Origin of the sequence: uncultured Streptococcus sp. (assembly GCF_901875575.1) — a bacterium.
In the GTDB taxonomy this organism is placed as follows: domain Bacteria; phylum Bacillota; class Bacilli; order Lactobacillales; family Streptococcaceae; genus Streptococcus.
Genome location: NZ_CABFMF010000022.1, coordinates 99007 through 115392, shown reverse-complemented (window position 1 = coordinate 115392; position 16386 = coordinate 99007). Strand labels below are relative to the sequence as shown.

Here is a 16386-nt window from a genome sequence, read left to right as displayed (position 1 = left end):
TTAGTTTATCATGGAACTAGCTGAGATTCATCAGTCCTCAGTCTGATTTATTTGTATTAATTGACCACGACAGATTCCACACCGATAGCGTTTGGTATCAATCCTACGCTTGCGATGATAAGTTTGCTGGCAGGATTGACAACGATAAAGTTTGAGTGGTTTGGAGTTGCTATTTGGCAAGGTTGGTACAAATCGTAAACCATCTACTTCTTTTAAAAGCTCTTTGAAGTCCTGATCCTTATGCTGATAACCTCTTCCTTCAAAATAAAGATGATAATGGCAGAGCTCATGGCGGACAATTTTTCGAAAAATATCTAAACCCAGTTCTTGATAGACTTTGGGGTTAAAATCCAAATGTCCATCCTTAGGGAAGAATCGACCACCTGTCGACCGTAAACGATTATTCCACTGAGCTTGGTGTTTAAAATATCTCCCAAAGTCCTCTTGCGATACGAGTTGAACATACTCAGTCAGATTCATTTGGAGCTAGAAGCGACAGATTGACTTTTTCCCGTTCAGTATCGATTTTCTTGACCCAAACCGTTACCAAGTCACCAACTGATACTACTTGACTAGGGTGTTTGATAAATTTACGACTCATGTGGGAAATATGGACGAGACCGTCCTCGTGAATCCCGATGTCAACGAAGGCACCGAAGTCAACAACGTTACGCACCACACCTTCTAGCTTCTGACCAACCTCTAAATCCTTGATATCTAGGATATCTTGGCGAAGCACAGGTGCATCAAAGGAGTCACGGAAATCACGACCTGGTTTTAATAGGTCAGCAATAATATCTTTAAGGGTTTCTGGTCCAAGATCCAGTTCTTGAGCCATCTCTGTGATTGAAACGGATTTGAGTTTGCTTTGAGCTTCTTCAGTCAAGTCCTTGATATCTAAACGCTTAAAGAGTTCTTTAACAGCAGCATAATTTTCTGGGTGAACTCCTGTATTATCTAGGATATTGCTACTTTCTGGTATTCGAAGGAAACCAGCTGCCTGTTCAAAAGCCTTAGCTCCCAGACGAGGTACTTTTTTGATTTGGGCGCGTGAAGTGATTTTTCCTTCTTCTTCACGGTATTTGACAATATTTTCAGAGATTGTTTTGTTGAGTCCAGCTACGTGGGAAAGAAGGGCTGGGCTAGCCGTATTGATATTGACACCGACTTGGTTAACTACAGTTTCTACAACAAAGTCTAGACTTTCAGATAGTTTTTTCTGGCTAACATCGTGTTGGTACTGCCCTACCCCAATAGATTTGGGGTCAATTTTAACTAATTCAGCAAGGGGATCTTGCAAGCGACGGGCAATAGAGATGGCAGAGCGCTTTTCAACGGTTAATTCTGGAAATTCCTGACGAGCTAATTCACTAGCAGAGTAAACTGAAGCACCGCTCTCATTGACGATAACATAGCTGACTTCAGGGAAATCTTTCAGAACTTCCGCTACAAAGGCTTCGCTTTCACGACTGGCCGTTCCGTTTCCGATGGCAATGATTTCCACGCCGTATTGACCAATCAATTCTGCCAAATCTTTCTTGGCTTCTTCGATTTGACGAGCTGATGCTGGTTTGACAGGATAAATTACGTGCGTAGTCAACATTTTTCCTGTTGCATCCACGACAGCTAGCTTGGCACCTGTACGAAAGGCAGGGTCAAACCCCAGAACCATGCGCCCTTTCAATGGAGCAACCAAGAGCAGATTGCGTAGGTTGTCAGAAAAGAGTTGAATAGCTCCTTCTTCTGCCTTTTCAGTTAATTCTGTCCGAATTCGTCGCTCGATAGCTGGCAAGACTTTTTTCTTAACTGACTGTTGGACAACATCATCTATATAGGCGTTTTTCACCTTAAAACGCCCAGCAAAGAAGGCTAGGATACGGTCCGTTGCATGTTCAAAACCGACCTTCAAGACACCTAGCTTCTCCCCACGATTGAGGGCCAAGGTACGATAGCCTTGCATATTTCCAACTATCTCTGAAAAATCATAATAAATCTGAAACACCTGCTTTTCATCAAGACTTTCATCCTTGACTTGAGAAGTGAGTTTAGAGTGTCTCAGCACCTCCTGATAAGTCATGGCGCGCAAGGTAACATCCTCCGACAAGGCTTCTACCAAAATATCAACTGAACCAGACAAGGCTTCCTTACCAGTTGCAAATCCTTCACAGACGAACTTTTCAGCCTCTTTCTCTAAGTCAGATACATTCTGCAAGATTAAGCGAGCAAGTGGAAAGAGACCAGCTTCACGGGCAATAGTTGCCTTAGTCCGACGTTTTTCCTTAAAAGGCAAGTAAAGTTCTTCAACGTCGGCTAATTTTTCAGCAGCAAGGATGGCTTCCTCCAATTCTTTAGTTAGCTTGCCTTGTTCTTGGATTTTGGCTAGAACAGCTTCCTTACGGTCGTTTAGATTAGTCAGACTTTTATCCAAGTCAATAATGGCCTTGATAGCCACTTCATCAAGACTACCCGTCATGTCCTTACGATAACGCGCGATGAAGGGAATAGTAGCCCCTTCAGCTGTTAGAGACAAAACAGTATCAATTTGTTTTAAGGTCACACCCAAATCTTGGGAAATTTTTAAATATTTTTTATCCATAATCCTATTATACCACAAGGCATGAAACAAGAAAGCTTTCTATCCAACACTCTTTTTATTCTATATGATATCAAATTAAAAAGAATCCATTTCCACAAAATAATAGTATAATAGAACTATAATTTAGAAATGAGGTATAACCATGGCTGTAAAATTTAATAGACGAGATGATTTAGATAAGATGTTTGAGGAATTTGCCAAACTCCCTGATTTAGACCAAGTCAAATTCCCTGATGACAAAGAGAAAAAAGCCAAAGAAGAAAAGAAAAACTAGATGAGTATTTTCCATCAATTACCTTCTAGTGTGCTTCAAGCTGGAGCCATTTTCCTCTCCATTATCATTGAGGCTTTGCCTTTCGTTCTAATCGGAAGTATTCTCTCAGGAGTGATTGAAGTCTATATCACACCTGATAAAGTTTATGGACTTCTCCCTCGAAATCGTTGGGGGAGAATCTTTTTTGGAACATTTATTGGCTTTCTTTTTCCTTCTTGTGAATGTGGAATTGTTCCCATTATCAATCGTTTTTTGGAAAAGAATGTGCCTAGCTATACTGCCGTACCTTTTCTGGTAACGGCACCCGTTATCAATCCTATCGTTCTTTTGGCAACTTTTTCTGCCTTCGGAAATTCCTTTCAAGTTGCTTTTTTACGAGCCTTGGGATCTATTTTCATAGCTCTGATTTTGGGGATTTTTCTGGGATTTTTCTGGAAAGAAACAATTCAAAAAGAAAATCGCATGACTTGTCATGAGCATGATTTTTCTCATCTAAGTCCCAGTAAAAAAGTATTTCAAGTTTTTGTACAAGCAATCGACGAGTTTTTTGATATGGGGCGATATCTAGTCTTTGGTTGCCTCTTTGCTGCGATTATTCAGGTCTATGTTCCAACTCGTATTCTAACATCTGTTAGCTCCAGTCCACTGCTTGCTATTCCACTTTTAATGCTTTTGGCCTTCCTGCTCTCCCTTTGTAGTGAGGCAGATGCTTTTATTGGAGCCTCTCTCCTGTCTAGTTTTGGACTTGCTCCTGTAATCGCTTTTCTCGTGATTGGCCCTATGTTAGATGTCAAAAATCTTCTGATGATGAAGAATTACTTAAAAGCTCTGTTCGTCGGTCGCTTTATCATCATCGTAAGTCTAGTTGTCTTTTTCTATTCCCTTTTCCTTGGAGTCTTTTTATGATTCGATTTTTAGTTTTAATTTCTTACTTTGGGATGACCTTCTATCTCCATCTTACAGGTAAGCTAAACCAATACATCAACATGCAGTACTCTTATCTGGCCTACATTTCCATGGTGCTTTGCTTTATTTTTGCAATCATCCAGCTGTATATCTGGATGAAGCAAGTTAAAACCCACAGTCATCTGAACAGCCGATTAGCCAAGGTGACGAGTATTGCTCTTCTGGCCATTCCAATTGTCGTAGGCTTAGCTTTCCCAACTGTTAGCTTAGATTCTCAAACAGTTTCTGCTAAAGGCTATCACTTTCCCTTATCGGATGGCACCAATCTAGCCATCCAAGCCAGCGAAGGAACCAGAAGCCAGTATTTAAAGCCTGATACCAGCTCTTATTTCTCAAAATCGGCCTATGAAAAGGAAATGCGAACTACAGCAGACACCTATTTGACACAAGATCAAATCCTCATCACCGATGAAAATTATATGGAAGTTATGGAAGCAATCTATGACTATCCAAGTGAATTTGAAGGAAAGACTATCCAATTTACAGGATTTGTCTACAAGGATCCTATTCATGAAAATAGCCAATTTCTTTTTCGTTTTGGGATTATCCATTGTATCGCAGATTCTGGTGTTTACGGTCTTTTGACCAAAGGGAATACACGTCAATATGAAAACAACACTTGGATTACAGCTAAAGGGAAGCTAATCAACTATTATCACAAAGAACTCAAACAAAAACTTCCAACCCTTGAAGTTGAAAGTTTTACAAAAGTTGATAAACCAGAAAATCCCTATGTTTACAGAGCGTTTTAAAAAAGTAGCCCAAACAAGAGCTACTTTTTTTCGCTAAGATAATGGAAAACATATATCATGCTCTAAACCCTTCTAGTCCTCCGTCTTCCAAGAGCGAGCGATTTCTTCATCCTTTTCAAGTTGGTCAATGAGTTCTTCGACGGATTCAAATTTGACCATTCCACGAACTCGATCAAGCCAATAAACAGTCACTGTTTCACCATAGATATCATCAGAAAAATCAAAAATATTAACCTCAAAACGCGATTCTTCTCCATCAAAAGTAACATTTTTTCCTACACTAGCCATCCCACGATACTTCTGACGTTGAACTTCAATATCAACAACATAGACACCATCCGCTGGCATATAGGTTCTATCTTTCAAGACCAAATTAGCTGTAGGATAGCCAATCGTACGACCTCTAGCATTACCATGGACAACCATACCTCGAGAAGGTAATGGATTCCCAAGCAAATGAGATACTTCCTTTACATTACCGTCTAAGATAGCCTGACGAATACGAGTAGAACTGATTTTACCCTTTTCATCCTCTACAGGTGGAACAATAATGACTTCACCATCAAAATAGTCCTTCAGGTCATCTGCAGTTTTGTTGTCAGAACCAAAAGTATAGTCAAACCCTGCTACGATAATAGTTGGTTTTAAGGCCTTAATATAAGTATCAAAAAACTCTTGGGCAGTCAAACTAGCAAATTTACTACTAAAATCAAGTAAAAATAGTGCTTCAACTCCATTCCATTTCAGCTTCTGCTCCCGTTCTTGAGGATTAACAATGTGCAACATAAGATCTGGATGGTAGGGTTGTAGAGCAAGTTTAGGGGATTCTGTAAAGGTCATCACAACCACAGGAAGATAATCCTTCATCGATGCCTTAGTAGCAACTTCAAAAAGTTTTTGATGTCCTTTGTGAACACCATCAAAATAGCCTAAAACAAGGACCGTTTTATCCGGCACTGCTATATCTTTTTCATTCTTAATAGGAATTGTTGTAATCATGAAACTATTATAACACAGAGAAATACTTTTCGCTAAAACTAAATCTCAAATATCGCTTTTTCCTCTGAATCTATCAATATCATACTAGTAGGTATGGGGATTCTAATATTTCAAAAAAAATAGCACCTCATAAAAGATGCTATTCATTTGTTACTAATCTTTAGTTTCTTCTAAATCTTTTAACTTGACTGAAACAATTTTTGAAACTCCAGATTCTTGCATGGTTACTCCATAGATAGAATCAGCTGCAGCCATGGTACCCTTACGGTGGGTTACTACGATAAACTGGCTATCCTTGTCAAAGCGGTTAAGATAATCCCCAAATCGTTTGACATTGGCTTCATCAAGTGCCGCCTCCACCTCATCCAGTATAACAAAAGGAATAGTTTTTACTCGAATAATAGAGAACAACAAAGCGAGTGCTGATAAGGCCTTCTCACCACCACTCATAAGATTGAGAGACTGGATCTTTTTGCCTGGAGGTTGGACAGAAATCTCCACCCCAGCTGTTAGAAAGTCACCGTCCGTCAAAATCAAATCAGCCTGACCACCTCCAAACATCTGCTTAAAGGTAACTTTAAAGGATTCTCGAATCGCTTCAAAGGTTGATTTAAAGCGTTCTTTAACCTCATTATTCATCTCCATAATGGTTTCCAGAAGTAGATTTTTAGCTGATAAAATATCATCTCTTTGGCTATTTAAAAATTCCAATCGGTTATGAACTTCTTCGAATTGCTCAATGGCATCTAGATTAACTGGCCCAAGAGCACGAATTGATTTCTCTAAATCCTTAACCTCTTGTTCAGCAAGAGCAAGGTTTTCTAGCTCATGTGCTTTTTCTAAAGCTTCTGTATAGCTAATCTGGTAGTGATCAGTCAATTGAGATTGTAAGTTACGCAAGCGTTCGCTGATTTTTTCTTTTTTAGCTTCTGCCCGCGTTTGTTTACGAATCCATTCTTCATTTTGCTGGCGAGCTTGGTCTAAATGACTAGCAATATCATCCAATTGACCTTCAATATCATCCAACTCAAACTGCTTGCGAATCAAACCTTGCTGCAGATTTGTTTTCTGAGTCTGAGCCTCCTCCACCTGCTGATTGAGCAACTCTGTGTCTACTTTCTCTAAGTTATCAACCTTTTCTTGGAGCAGACGTTGAATTTCTTCTTGCTCGAGTTCAAGAGTTTCCAATTCCTTGCCTAGGCGTTCAATATCAGAAATTTCATATCGCTTTTGACCTTGCAATTCTGTCTTAAGTAAACGTGCTTGCGATACTTGATCTTGCAGGTTTTGATAGCGTTCTTGAATGGCATTTTTGTTAGACTTGATTTCTTCAATTTCTGATTCAAGGTCTTGTTTTTCACTGGCAATGGCTGCAAGACGCTCTTGACATTTTTCTTTATCAGCCTGCCAATCTCCTTCAGAAAGACGATTTAATTCTTCTTCTTGAAGTTTCCAAAGAGTTTCCAGTTCTTCAACTTGCTGGCTGGTCTGCTGATAAGCGAGGTACAAGCTTTGCTCTTGAATACGAGCCTGCTCTCCTTGAGATTTAATGGTTTCTAATCTTTCTGTCAATGTCGCCATCTCATCTTGCAAGGACTTCAAACTAGCCTCTTCTGAACGCAAGTTTGCTTCTTCTTCGGCAATTTCTTTTTGTAATTGCTCCAGTTCTGGCTTGATAAAAATACTATTATTCTGGCGATTAGCCCCACCTGCATAGGAACCACCTGTACGTAATTCTGTCCCGTCCAATGCCACCATACGAACTTGATAATTTACTTGACGAGCGGCAGCACGCGCATGTTCTACAGAGTCAAAGATAGCCGTCGTAGCTAGCAAGTTCTTGAAAATTGCTTCTAATCTCTTGTCAAAAGCTACCAACTCATCTGCCATGCCCAGAAATCCTAGACTTGAAGCGATAGCAACTTTATTCTGGCTAGAAATCATACGCGCTTTGATCGTGGTCAAAGGAAGGAAGGTTGCACGACCGGCTCTGTTCCGTTTAAGGAAATCAATGGCCTTAGTTGCCGCATGTTCATCTTCCACGATGATATGCTGACTACTCGCTCCAAGGGCAATCTCTAAGGCAGTTTGATAATGCACATCAAAGGTCAGGTGCTCACTGACTGCCCCAATGATCCCACCAAGGCGGTCTTTTTCTTGGAGAACACTCTTAACACCTGAATAAAAGTTACTATGATTTCTCAGAATATTTTCCAAACTTTGGGCTCTAGCCTGCTTGTTTTTGAGACTATCCAAACAATCAAAAAGTTGACTTTGTTGAGTTTGATAGGAAGTTTTCTGCTCCTCTTGCTCCTTGGTAATAGCTTGATAGTCGGCCAATAATTTCTGAACTTGCTCCTTGGCAGTTTCAAGCTCTTCTTTTTGCTGACTAGCCTTCTCTTTAGCTGTAGCCAGTTGTTCTTTGAGTTTTTCTAGTTGATCTGCTTGTTTTTGAGAAAGCTGACGGCTATTTTCCAACTCGTTTTCGATACGGGTCAGTTGGTTTGAGATATCCGCTTCTTCTTGTAAAAGGGCTACAAAGCGTTCACGTAAGAGCTCAATCATCTGATCTGGATCATCTGAAAAAGCAAGTAATTCAGTCTCTAGTCGATTGAGTTTTTGATTATTTTGGATTAGATTTTCCTCTAAAAGTGCTAAAGAGTTTTCCTTATCAGTTTTTTCTTTGCTGAGAGAATTTCTCTTATCCTCCAAAGCAGCCAAACGGGCTTGTGCTTCCTGTTGATTGAGGGCTACTTGCTCGGACTCTAGTTTCGATAGGGCTAATTTTCTATCTAAGTCACTAATTAGACTGGTCAAATCGATCAAACTGCCCTGGTCTTTAGCCATTTCAGCCTGTAAATCTTGGCGTTGCTTTTTAAGAGTTTGATTTTCTTCTTCTAATTTTTCACGCTTTTGGTAATAACTAGTCAAGAGTTCCTGGACCTGAGCCAACTCTTCTTCTGTAAGATCTAACTCAGCCTTATTTTCCTTGATTTGAGCAACCAAAACGTCTAAATAAATGGCCTTACGTTGGCCTTCCAAGTCTAGAAACTTACGAGCATTTTCAGCTTGCTTTTCAAGGGGCTTGATTTGATTATCCAACTCGTAGATAATGTCTTCAAGGCGGTCTAAATTATCCTGAGTTTGCTGCAATTTGCTCTCAGTCTCTTTTCTACGAGTCTTGTATTTCAAAACTCCAGCAGCTTCTTCAAAAATAGCTCTGCGTTCTTCAGGCTTGGAGTTGAAAATCTCCTCCACCTTCCCTTGGGAAATGATAGAGAAGGAATCTCGTCCCAATCCAGTATCCAAGAAAAGATCATGAATATCACGCAGACGAACTTTCTTGCCGTCAATCTTGTATTCGCTATCTCCACTACGATAGATATGGCGTTCTACCCTGATTTCTTGGCCTGCGTCCTTGATAAATCCATCTTGATTATCCAGAGTTACTACTACCGAAGCATAATTGAGGGGTTTACGACTTTCCGTCCCAGCAAAGATAACATCCGGCATCTTGCCACCACGGAGACTCTTGACACTAGACTCACCCAAAGCCCAACGTAGACTTTCTGTAATATTGGACTTTCCAGATCCATTGGGTCCAACAACTGCTGTAACCCCTTGGTCAAACACAACCTTGGTTTTATCAGCGAAAGACTTGAATCCCTGAATTTCTATTTCCTTTAAATACATGAATCCAGCCCTTTCTCAACTGCATTTTTAGCAGCTTCTTGCTCTGCTAGTTTTTTTGAGCGACCATTCCCTTGACCAATACTCTTGCCCTCAACCAGAACTTCCACATCAAACACCTTATCATGGGCAGGACCCGTTTCAGATATCACTTGGTATCGAATAGCCACATCACCATTGACCTGAAGTAACTCTTGTAGATGGGTTTTATAGTCTGTAATCATCTCAAATTCACCAGCTTCCACTTTGGGAATCATGACTTGATAGATAAATTCCTTGACCTTGGCCACATCCTTATCCAACAGAAGAGCCCCAAGAAAGGCTTCAAAGGCATCTCCAAGAATGGTATCACGATTACGACCACCAGATTTTTCTTCCCCCTTACCCAGCTTGATAAACTGGTCAAACTGACAATCACGCGCAAAACCAGCCAAGCTCTCCTCACGGACAATCATGGCACGAAGTTTAGATAAATCCCCTTCAGGCTTTTTGGGATATTTTTTATACAGATATTCTGAAATTAATAATTGCAGAACAGCGTCTCCTAAAAATTCCAAGCGTTCGTTGTGTGAAATTTTTAAGAGGCGGTGCTCATTGGCATAACTCGTATGAGTAAAGGCAGTCTCCAGTAAGTTTTTGTCTGAAAATTCGATTGCAAAACGGCTTTTTAGTACTGTTTGTAATTCTTTCATACCAACCTCTTTCTAACTGATAACAGTCCTTTTTATTATATCAAAAAAAGCCCCCTGAGTCACTCCAAAACAGAAGAACTCTAGAACCCTAGGAGGGGGACTAATTTCTCTAAAAATCTATGAACTGCAGTCATAATACCAAAGCAAAATCATTTTGGGGGAAATTTAGGAGCAATACAAAATAAAAAGCCCTATTTAAAGGCTTTTTAAAACTATTTTTATCCACCCTGAGGGAATCGAACCCCCATCTCAAGAACCGGAATCTTACGTGATATCCATTACACTAAGGGTGGAAACTCGTTTCATTATAACAAAAATTTGCTCTAATAACAAGTTTTTTCTAGTGAGATAGCCCGTCTTAGTGGGAAGCATCCCCATTCCAGATAGAGTTTTTCACGATAACATAATCAACGTGTTTAAGGTCAGCAACCTGACGTCCACCTGCATAGGAAATAGCACTTTGAAGGTCTTGTTCCATCTCAGTTAAAGTGTCTTGCAGATGACCTTTAGCAGGAAGTAAGATACGTTTTCCTTCGACGTTTTTATAAGCTCCTTTTTGGTATTGTGAAGCTGAACCATAATATTCTTTGAAGTGTTCACCATCTACCTCAATCGTTTTCCCTGGGCTTTCGATATGTCCTGCAAAGAGGGAACCAATCATAACCATGCTGGCACCAAAACGGATAGACTTAGCAATATCACCATGTGTACGAATACCACCATCAGCAATGATCGGTTTACGCGCGGCTTTTGCGCACCAACGAAGTGCAGCCAACTGCCAACCACCTGTACCAAAACCTGTCTTAACCTTGGTGATACAAACTTTACCAGGACCAATACCAACCTTAGTCGCGTCTGCTCCAGCATTTTCCAACTCACGAACTGCTTCTGGAGTCCCGACATTTCCAGCAATGACAAAAGTATCTGGCAATTCTTTCTTGATGTGCTGAATCATAGAAATCACGCTATCCGCATGACCGTGAGCAATATCAATTGTGATATATTCCGGAGCATCAGCCTTTAATTGACTAACGAAATCATACTCATAGTCCTTAACACCAACAGAGATAGAAGCAATAAGCCCTTGATCGTGCATACGCTTAATAAAAGGAATGCGTCCTGCCTCATCAAAACGGTGCATGATGTAAAAGTAGCCCCCTTTAGCCAGTTGCTCTGCTACATTTTCATCCAAAATCGTCTGCATATTAGCTGGCACAACAGGTAACTTAAAAGTATGATTTCCTAGTGTCACTCTTGTATCTGCTTCTGCACGACTTTTAATGACACATTTATTTGGGATCAACTGGATATCTTCGTAATCAAAAATTGGAAATTCATTTAACATATCGATGTCTCATTTCTTTTGTAATGACCTACCTATGCTTGCGCATCTCTACGCCTTTTCCGACGTTTCCTTAATTTATTATAAGTCAAAGTACAGTTTTTGTCAAATAATTTTATAAATAAAAACATTTTGTTCGGATTTTAATATTTAGATGACAAAAGAAAGAGGAGAGATTATTTTCTCTCCACTTCTTTAGTAATATTCCTTTTAAATATTTCTTCGGAGTTTTCCAGTATTTCACAAAATTCACGATAAGATGAAGACTTCTGAGGAATTTGGATAGACCATTTCTTCAACAAAGCTCCATAACCTGCTAGCTTCCCTATCTCATTATCAACAACCTTGTCCTCGCTCGGAAAAACAAGACCACCTTTCTCAGCTTTTAAAATATAAGAATAGGAAATCAGCTGGAATAAGTCCTCACGGTTGATTCCTTTTTCAGTATCTTCAAGTTTTTTATATTTAGCATCTAGAACAATCTTTCGTTCTCTATCATAAAAATCTGGATATACTTTTCGTTTCCCATCAGAAAATACTAGGATCCCTCCTTTCTTTTCTTTATTCCGAGGATGTAAAAATCCTTTTGGTAACAAAGTATGAACATACTCTTCCCAAAGCCAGGAAACATCGAAAAGAATACCATGGACCTTTTGATCTTGATAGCCTAAACCGTGCTTTTCTTGGTTTAGAATCATCAGACAAAGTTCTTGTAACTTTCTGTACTCGTGAAAGTATGCATGACGCAAAAGTTTAGATTGATTTCGTCGAATAATCTTAGCACGATCAGCTAGTTTATAAGAAGGAGTTACCCACACGATTTCTGCTACATTTTCACGACTAGTCAAGAGATTATCAAGAACCCCTTGCCCAATGCTTTTCTGATTCTTAATGTATTCAATAGTGTGACGGATTAGCTGCATGAGAGGATTATCATAGGTGAACTCTCTCGTTGTGTAGGCAATATTTCCCGTGAAAGGAAGATTTTTCTTGAGATGGTTTCTTACATCAATCACTCCCTTAACATGACTGTCGTTATGAGAAAATCGATGGTATTCCTTATAAAGACCTTTTCGGAGAGCAGCTTGTAGATACTTGGGGAAGAGATACATCAAAAGTTGATAAAGCCTCTCTTCACGCGATAAAGCAACATCTAAACTAGTGAGATTGATATGAAGAACCTTTTGTAAGAGATAATGCAAAAAATGGTCATTACTCTCATCAGAAAAGCGAGAGGAAATGGTTAATCTTTCCTGACCACACCCCAGAAAACCAATCACATTTCCAGTCTTGATTTTCTGATTAACTGTTTCAAAGATTTTTTGGTCCTTTTCTAAGTCAGAAGAATTCATCAAATCATTTGGAAAAATGAAAATACGTTCATCTTGGGATAGACTTTCCAAGGTTCTATCTAAAAGAAGATTGCTTAGTTTAGGATATCCTTCAACAAATTCTTCTTTAACAATCTTGTGTTGATTATCGGTTATCCGCATCATCGTTTTCATCGCCTTCATTGTCATCAGCTACTGTCTGATCTTTTTGCTCATTATTTGTCAGATCAAATGCCTTCTTCAATGTTTCAAGAATTTCAGCTTCTTCATAAGAACCACGTACATAATCTTCCAAAAGAGGTTTAAGATAATCAGACCAGAGTAATTTATAGTCAAAACCTACATCCTTCAAATTAAGGAAATAACTTGGTCCAATATGGTAATGACTGTTTAATTCCTGAACGTTTTCAATAGCAACATTCAAGTTTCTTAGACGTTTTTTCGCTTCTTCAGCTCTATCACCAAGAGCAGTATCGAGCATACCTAATTGGCTTTCAGCAGTAACTTCAACAAAACGGAAACGACGGCGCATAGCAAAATCAAAGGTGTCCACTGAGCGGTCAATATCATTCATGGTACCTATAATATAGACATTCTCAGGAATATAAAACTTGTCATCACTTTCGTGTAGATTGGCATATTGGGTAGATACACTTCCCTTTTCACCACGATAGCCAGGGTCAATAGAGAAAAAGAGTTCTCCAAAAATTTTAGAAATCTCACCACGGTTGATTTCATCAATGATAAAGACGAATTTTTTGTCTGTGTCAATCGTTGGAGACACATAATCACATAAGCCATAACTTTCTTTCATGTGATCTAAAACGATTTTTTGATAAGTTTCGTACTTTAACTTAGTCTCCTCACCCTTGTACAAAAGATACACTTTTTCTTTGGTAGCAACAGGAGAATCAAACTTCACATTCCCTTGACTATTTAAACTGGCTGGAACCGAACTACGAGGGAAGAAGTATTGTCCTTGCTTTTCATTGATAGCATCCGTTAGCTTAGCCCACGTTTCTTCAAAATTATCTTGTCCTCCAGTTTTCTGAGCTTCTTTCGCTTTCTGACAGAACTTCTTAAAAATACCGTCTTGAGTCTTAAATCCAATAGATCCATCCACATTTGATACCGGTCTCAAACCCTCTACAAAATCCGTATAATCATAAGATGGATGAAACTGTACAAAGCCGATTTGCTCCTCATGACCTTCCGTTAACTCTTTAGCAATTTCTTTAGCAAGATAAGTTTTTCCTGTACCAGGTGCACCTCGGAGGATGAGATTTTTGGATTGTAATAAGATATTCTTATACTCGTTGATATTTTCTGACATGTTTATCTCTTCCTTTTCTGATTCTCTATAAAAACTAGTGAAATTATCATAAAACTCTTTTAAAATATCGTTAGGTTCAGCAGTTGATTCCAACTCTAAGTCCTTGACAAAGTATTTATAATCTAAATCTTCATCTCGATTATTACTATACCATTTTACTATTTTAAATTCTGTGAGTTTAAATCTCTGAAAACCACACCTTATATTTATCCATGAGTTATCCACGTCACTCAGCCGATAACCAAAGTAAGGTGATTTAATATATCCATTACCACTCTTTGGACCAAAATGACCTGTGTTAAGCATTTCAACTTTGTAGGGAATCCCCTCAATAGTCAGAGCAGGGTAAATATGTTCAGCTCCATCTAATTTTTGAGAACGTTTAATTTCTATATCTTTTGAATTATAGATATTTGCTTGATTCACAAATTTAGACAAAAATTCTTTGAAGACTTTATAACACTCTGATTTAATTCCACTTTTTACAAATTCATAAGATTTATTTATAAAAGGTAAAATCTCATTTAATGAATTTTCATCCTCAATAAAATACTCAGCATCAAGTGTCCAACCGAATGAATCAGACTTCTTATTAAACAACAAAATATCTGAATCATGAAGACTCTTAGAGAGAACGGCAATCTTTATTCCTTTATTTTGAAATTTAATCTCTATAAAATTTTGTAACTTCCCTTTCCTATTTTTAACCTGAAAAGAAATATAACTTTTTGTTTGATTTTCAATTGCATCTGGGAATTCTTTTTTTATTCTGTCAATGAAAGTTTGTTTTGAAACCATTGTGTTTTCCTTGCTTATTAAAAATTTATTGTTAGACGTAAATTGTATTTGTTTCATTCAAAGTAAGAAATTTTACTTTGCAGAAACCACATTCTATTAATATATTCTGCCTCTAGCATATCATATCCTATTAAAAAAGAAAAGAAACTCTAAATAAAAAGCCTAGTGTAGAGACTTTATTACCTCTCAACACTAGACTTCTTTTCAAGATTAATAATACTCTCCCTGTCTGTAATCCCATGAGTTAAAGGTGTCTGACAGGTGCATCATGATCTTATCAATGTCAAGCCCTTTGCGGATAACCACTGGAGCTGGTGAGGTTGAACGTGCCCCTCCTTGTTCTGGGATGAGTTTGCCGTCTTTATCGACCATAGAGACCATCACGCCTTGCTCGTAGCGCGTTTCAATCGTTTTGTCAGATTGGATTAATGCTACATAGTCGTCTGCTTCGATGACAAGATCTACTGCTCCTTCGATGCGTTCTCCGATACCTTCTACCTTACCTCGGTTTCCTTTTCCAGATGGGTTTGCAGATGAGGCGTAGACCATCTTGCCCTCTTCCCAAAGTTTGGCAGCCAATTGTTCACCGGCTTTCCCAAATTTGATAACAAAACAGCTCGTTCCACGCACGTCAGTCATCAGTTCTTCACGGTCATCCCCGTATGCTTTTAGTTTTTCAAAGGCTTCTGGTTTCCAAGGAAGGATACAACCAAGAAGAATATCTTCGTCCCAATGTTTTTGGTAAAAGGCTTCAATTTCTGGGTTGAGTTGTGCTAAAGCGCGAAGCTCATCCATGCTACCGCAGAGAACCACACCTGGTTTGTTACGGTTACGTTCTTTGGCTTCAAACTTACGTTCAAGACCTGCCTTGTCGCTAGTCATGATAATGTAACCAACTTTAGTAGGGCAAACGATACAACCGCCCTCACCTTTTAAAATGTCATAGCCTTCTTGTGAAAGTGTTCCCTTCCATTGAATGTGTTTTGTCATAGTTCTATTTCCTTTTCTAATTTTCTTCTAATCCTGCCAGTAGGCTGGTCGTTGTTTTTCATAGGCAGCAATCAAATCCTCATACTGCAAGGTAATACCGATATCATCTAAACCATTTAAGAGCTTGTGTTTCCACTCGCTATCAATTTCAAACGTGAATTCTCCAACTGGTGAGATGATTTTTTGTTGTTCCAAGTCCACAGTTACCTGGTCACTTGGTTGTAGCTGGGCCAGTTTCTCTCGAACCTCTCTGGGCTGAACAATGGGCAACATGCCATTATTGAGTTCATTATTGTAATGAATATCACCGAAAGACCCTGCAATCACGACTTTAAAACCATAGTCCGCTAGAGCCCAAGCTGCGTGTTCCCTCGAAGACCCTGCCCCAAAGTTATCTCCTGAGATGAGGATACTAGCCTTGCGGTATTCAGGTCGGTTAAAGACAAAGTCTGGATCCTCAGTATACTTATCGTCCAAATATCGCCAAGCATACATGAGGTACTTACCAAAGCCTTTTTTATCAATTAACTTGAGAAACTGCTTGGGTAGGATTTGGTCGGTGTCGATGTTATCATTCATGAGAGGAACGGTCGTTCCTGTATAAACTGTAAATTTCTCCATAT

Annotated in this window: 13 protein-coding genes and 1 tRNA gene; 3 read left to right on the top strand and 11 right to left on the bottom strand. The window is 39.0% G+C overall.

Annotated elements, in window-relative coordinates; all coding sequences use genetic code 11:
• Nucleotides 1–30 precede the first annotated feature (30 nt).
• Both QZ114_RS06670 and QZ114_RS06665 read right to left on the bottom strand, forming a co-directional pair.
• Nucleotides 31–480: a SprT family protein gene (locus QZ114_RS06670; RefSeq protein ID WP_295501256.1), complete on the bottom strand. Its 450-nt coding sequence runs from the start codon at nt 478–480 to the stop codon at nt 31–33.
• The gene (locus QZ114_RS06665; protein WP_295501253.1) at nt 467–2596 is read right to left on the bottom strand and encodes a Tex family protein; all 2130 of its coding nucleotides are present in this window, start codon (nt 2594–2596) and stop codon (nt 467–469) included. Before QZ114_RS06665 ends, QZ114_RS06670 begins: the two co-directional genes overlap by 14 nt.
• 142 nt (nt 2597–2738) lie before the next feature.
• On the opposite strand from QZ114_RS06665, the gene QZ114_RS06660 reads away from it, so the two are divergent.
• Genes QZ114_RS06660 through QZ114_RS06650 form a run of 3 tightly spaced genes read left to right on the top strand, consistent with a single transcriptional unit; the run spans nt 2739 to nt 4588 of the window.
• Nucleotides 2739–2870, top strand: coding sequence for an SPJ_0845 family protein (locus QZ114_RS06660; protein WP_295501250.1), 132 nt, complete (start codon nt 2739–2741; stop codon nt 2868–2870).
• Nucleotides 2871–3776: a permease gene (locus QZ114_RS06655; protein WP_295501247.1), complete on the top strand. Its 906-nt coding sequence runs from the start codon at nt 2871–2873 to the stop codon at nt 3774–3776.
• On the top strand, nt 3773–4588 hold the full coding sequence (locus tag QZ114_RS06650) for a TIGR03943 family putative permease subunit (RefSeq protein ID WP_295501244.1): 816 nt from the start codon (nt 3773–3775) through the stop codon (nt 4586–4588). Before QZ114_RS06655 ends, QZ114_RS06650 begins: the two co-directional genes overlap by 4 nt.
• Before the next feature lie 72 nt (nt 4589–4660).
• On the opposite strand, the gene QZ114_RS06645 is transcribed toward QZ114_RS06650, so the two are convergent.
• The 9 genes from QZ114_RS06645 to leuD all read right to left on the bottom strand — a co-directional run bounded on the left by QZ114_RS06645 (nt 4661) and on the right by leuD (nt 16384).
• Entirely contained in the window at nt 4661–5587 is a 927-nt protein-coding gene (locus QZ114_RS06645) for a bifunctional riboflavin kinase/FAD synthetase (protein WP_295501241.1), read from the bottom strand.
• 153 nt (nt 5588–5740) lie between these two features.
• Entirely contained in the window at nt 5741–9280 is a 3540-nt protein-coding gene (gene smc, locus QZ114_RS06640; RefSeq protein WP_295501238.1) for a chromosome segregation protein SMC, read from the bottom strand.
• Nucleotides 9271–9969, bottom strand: coding sequence for a ribonuclease III (gene rnc, locus QZ114_RS06635; RefSeq protein ID WP_295501234.1), 699 nt, complete (start codon nt 9967–9969; stop codon nt 9271–9273). Before rnc ends, smc begins: the two co-directional genes overlap by 10 nt.
• Nucleotides 9970–10190: 221 nt before the next feature.
• A tRNA-Arg gene (locus tag QZ114_RS06630) sits at nt 10191–10262 on the bottom strand.
• A 65-nt stretch (nt 10263–10327) separates the two neighbouring features.
• Nucleotides 10328–11314, bottom strand: coding sequence for a GMP reductase (locus tag QZ114_RS06625; protein ID WP_295501231.1), 987 nt, complete (start codon nt 11312–11314; stop codon nt 10328–10330).
• A 173-nt stretch (nt 11315–11487) separates the two neighbouring features.
• On the bottom strand, nt 11488–12807 hold the full coding sequence (locus tag QZ114_RS06620; RefSeq protein WP_295501307.1) for an McrC family protein: 1320 nt from the start codon (nt 12805–12807) through the stop codon (nt 11488–11490).
• Entirely contained in the window at nt 12788–14773 is a 1986-nt protein-coding gene (locus QZ114_RS06615; RefSeq protein WP_295501228.1) for an McrB family protein, read from the bottom strand. Before QZ114_RS06615 ends, QZ114_RS06620 begins: the two co-directional genes overlap by 20 nt.
• A gap of 210 nt (nt 14774–14983) precedes the next feature.
• Entirely contained in the window at nt 14984–15763 is a 780-nt protein-coding gene (locus tag QZ114_RS06610) for an L-threonylcarbamoyladenylate synthase (RefSeq protein WP_295501225.1), read from the bottom strand.
• A 27-nt stretch (nt 15764–15790) separates the two neighbouring features.
• Nucleotides 15791–16384, bottom strand: a complete 594-nt coding sequence (leuD, locus tag QZ114_RS06605; RefSeq protein ID WP_000410625.1) for a 3-isopropylmalate dehydratase small subunit — start codon at nt 16382–16384, stop codon at nt 15791–15793.
• Nucleotides 16385–16386 lie beyond the last annotated feature (2 nt).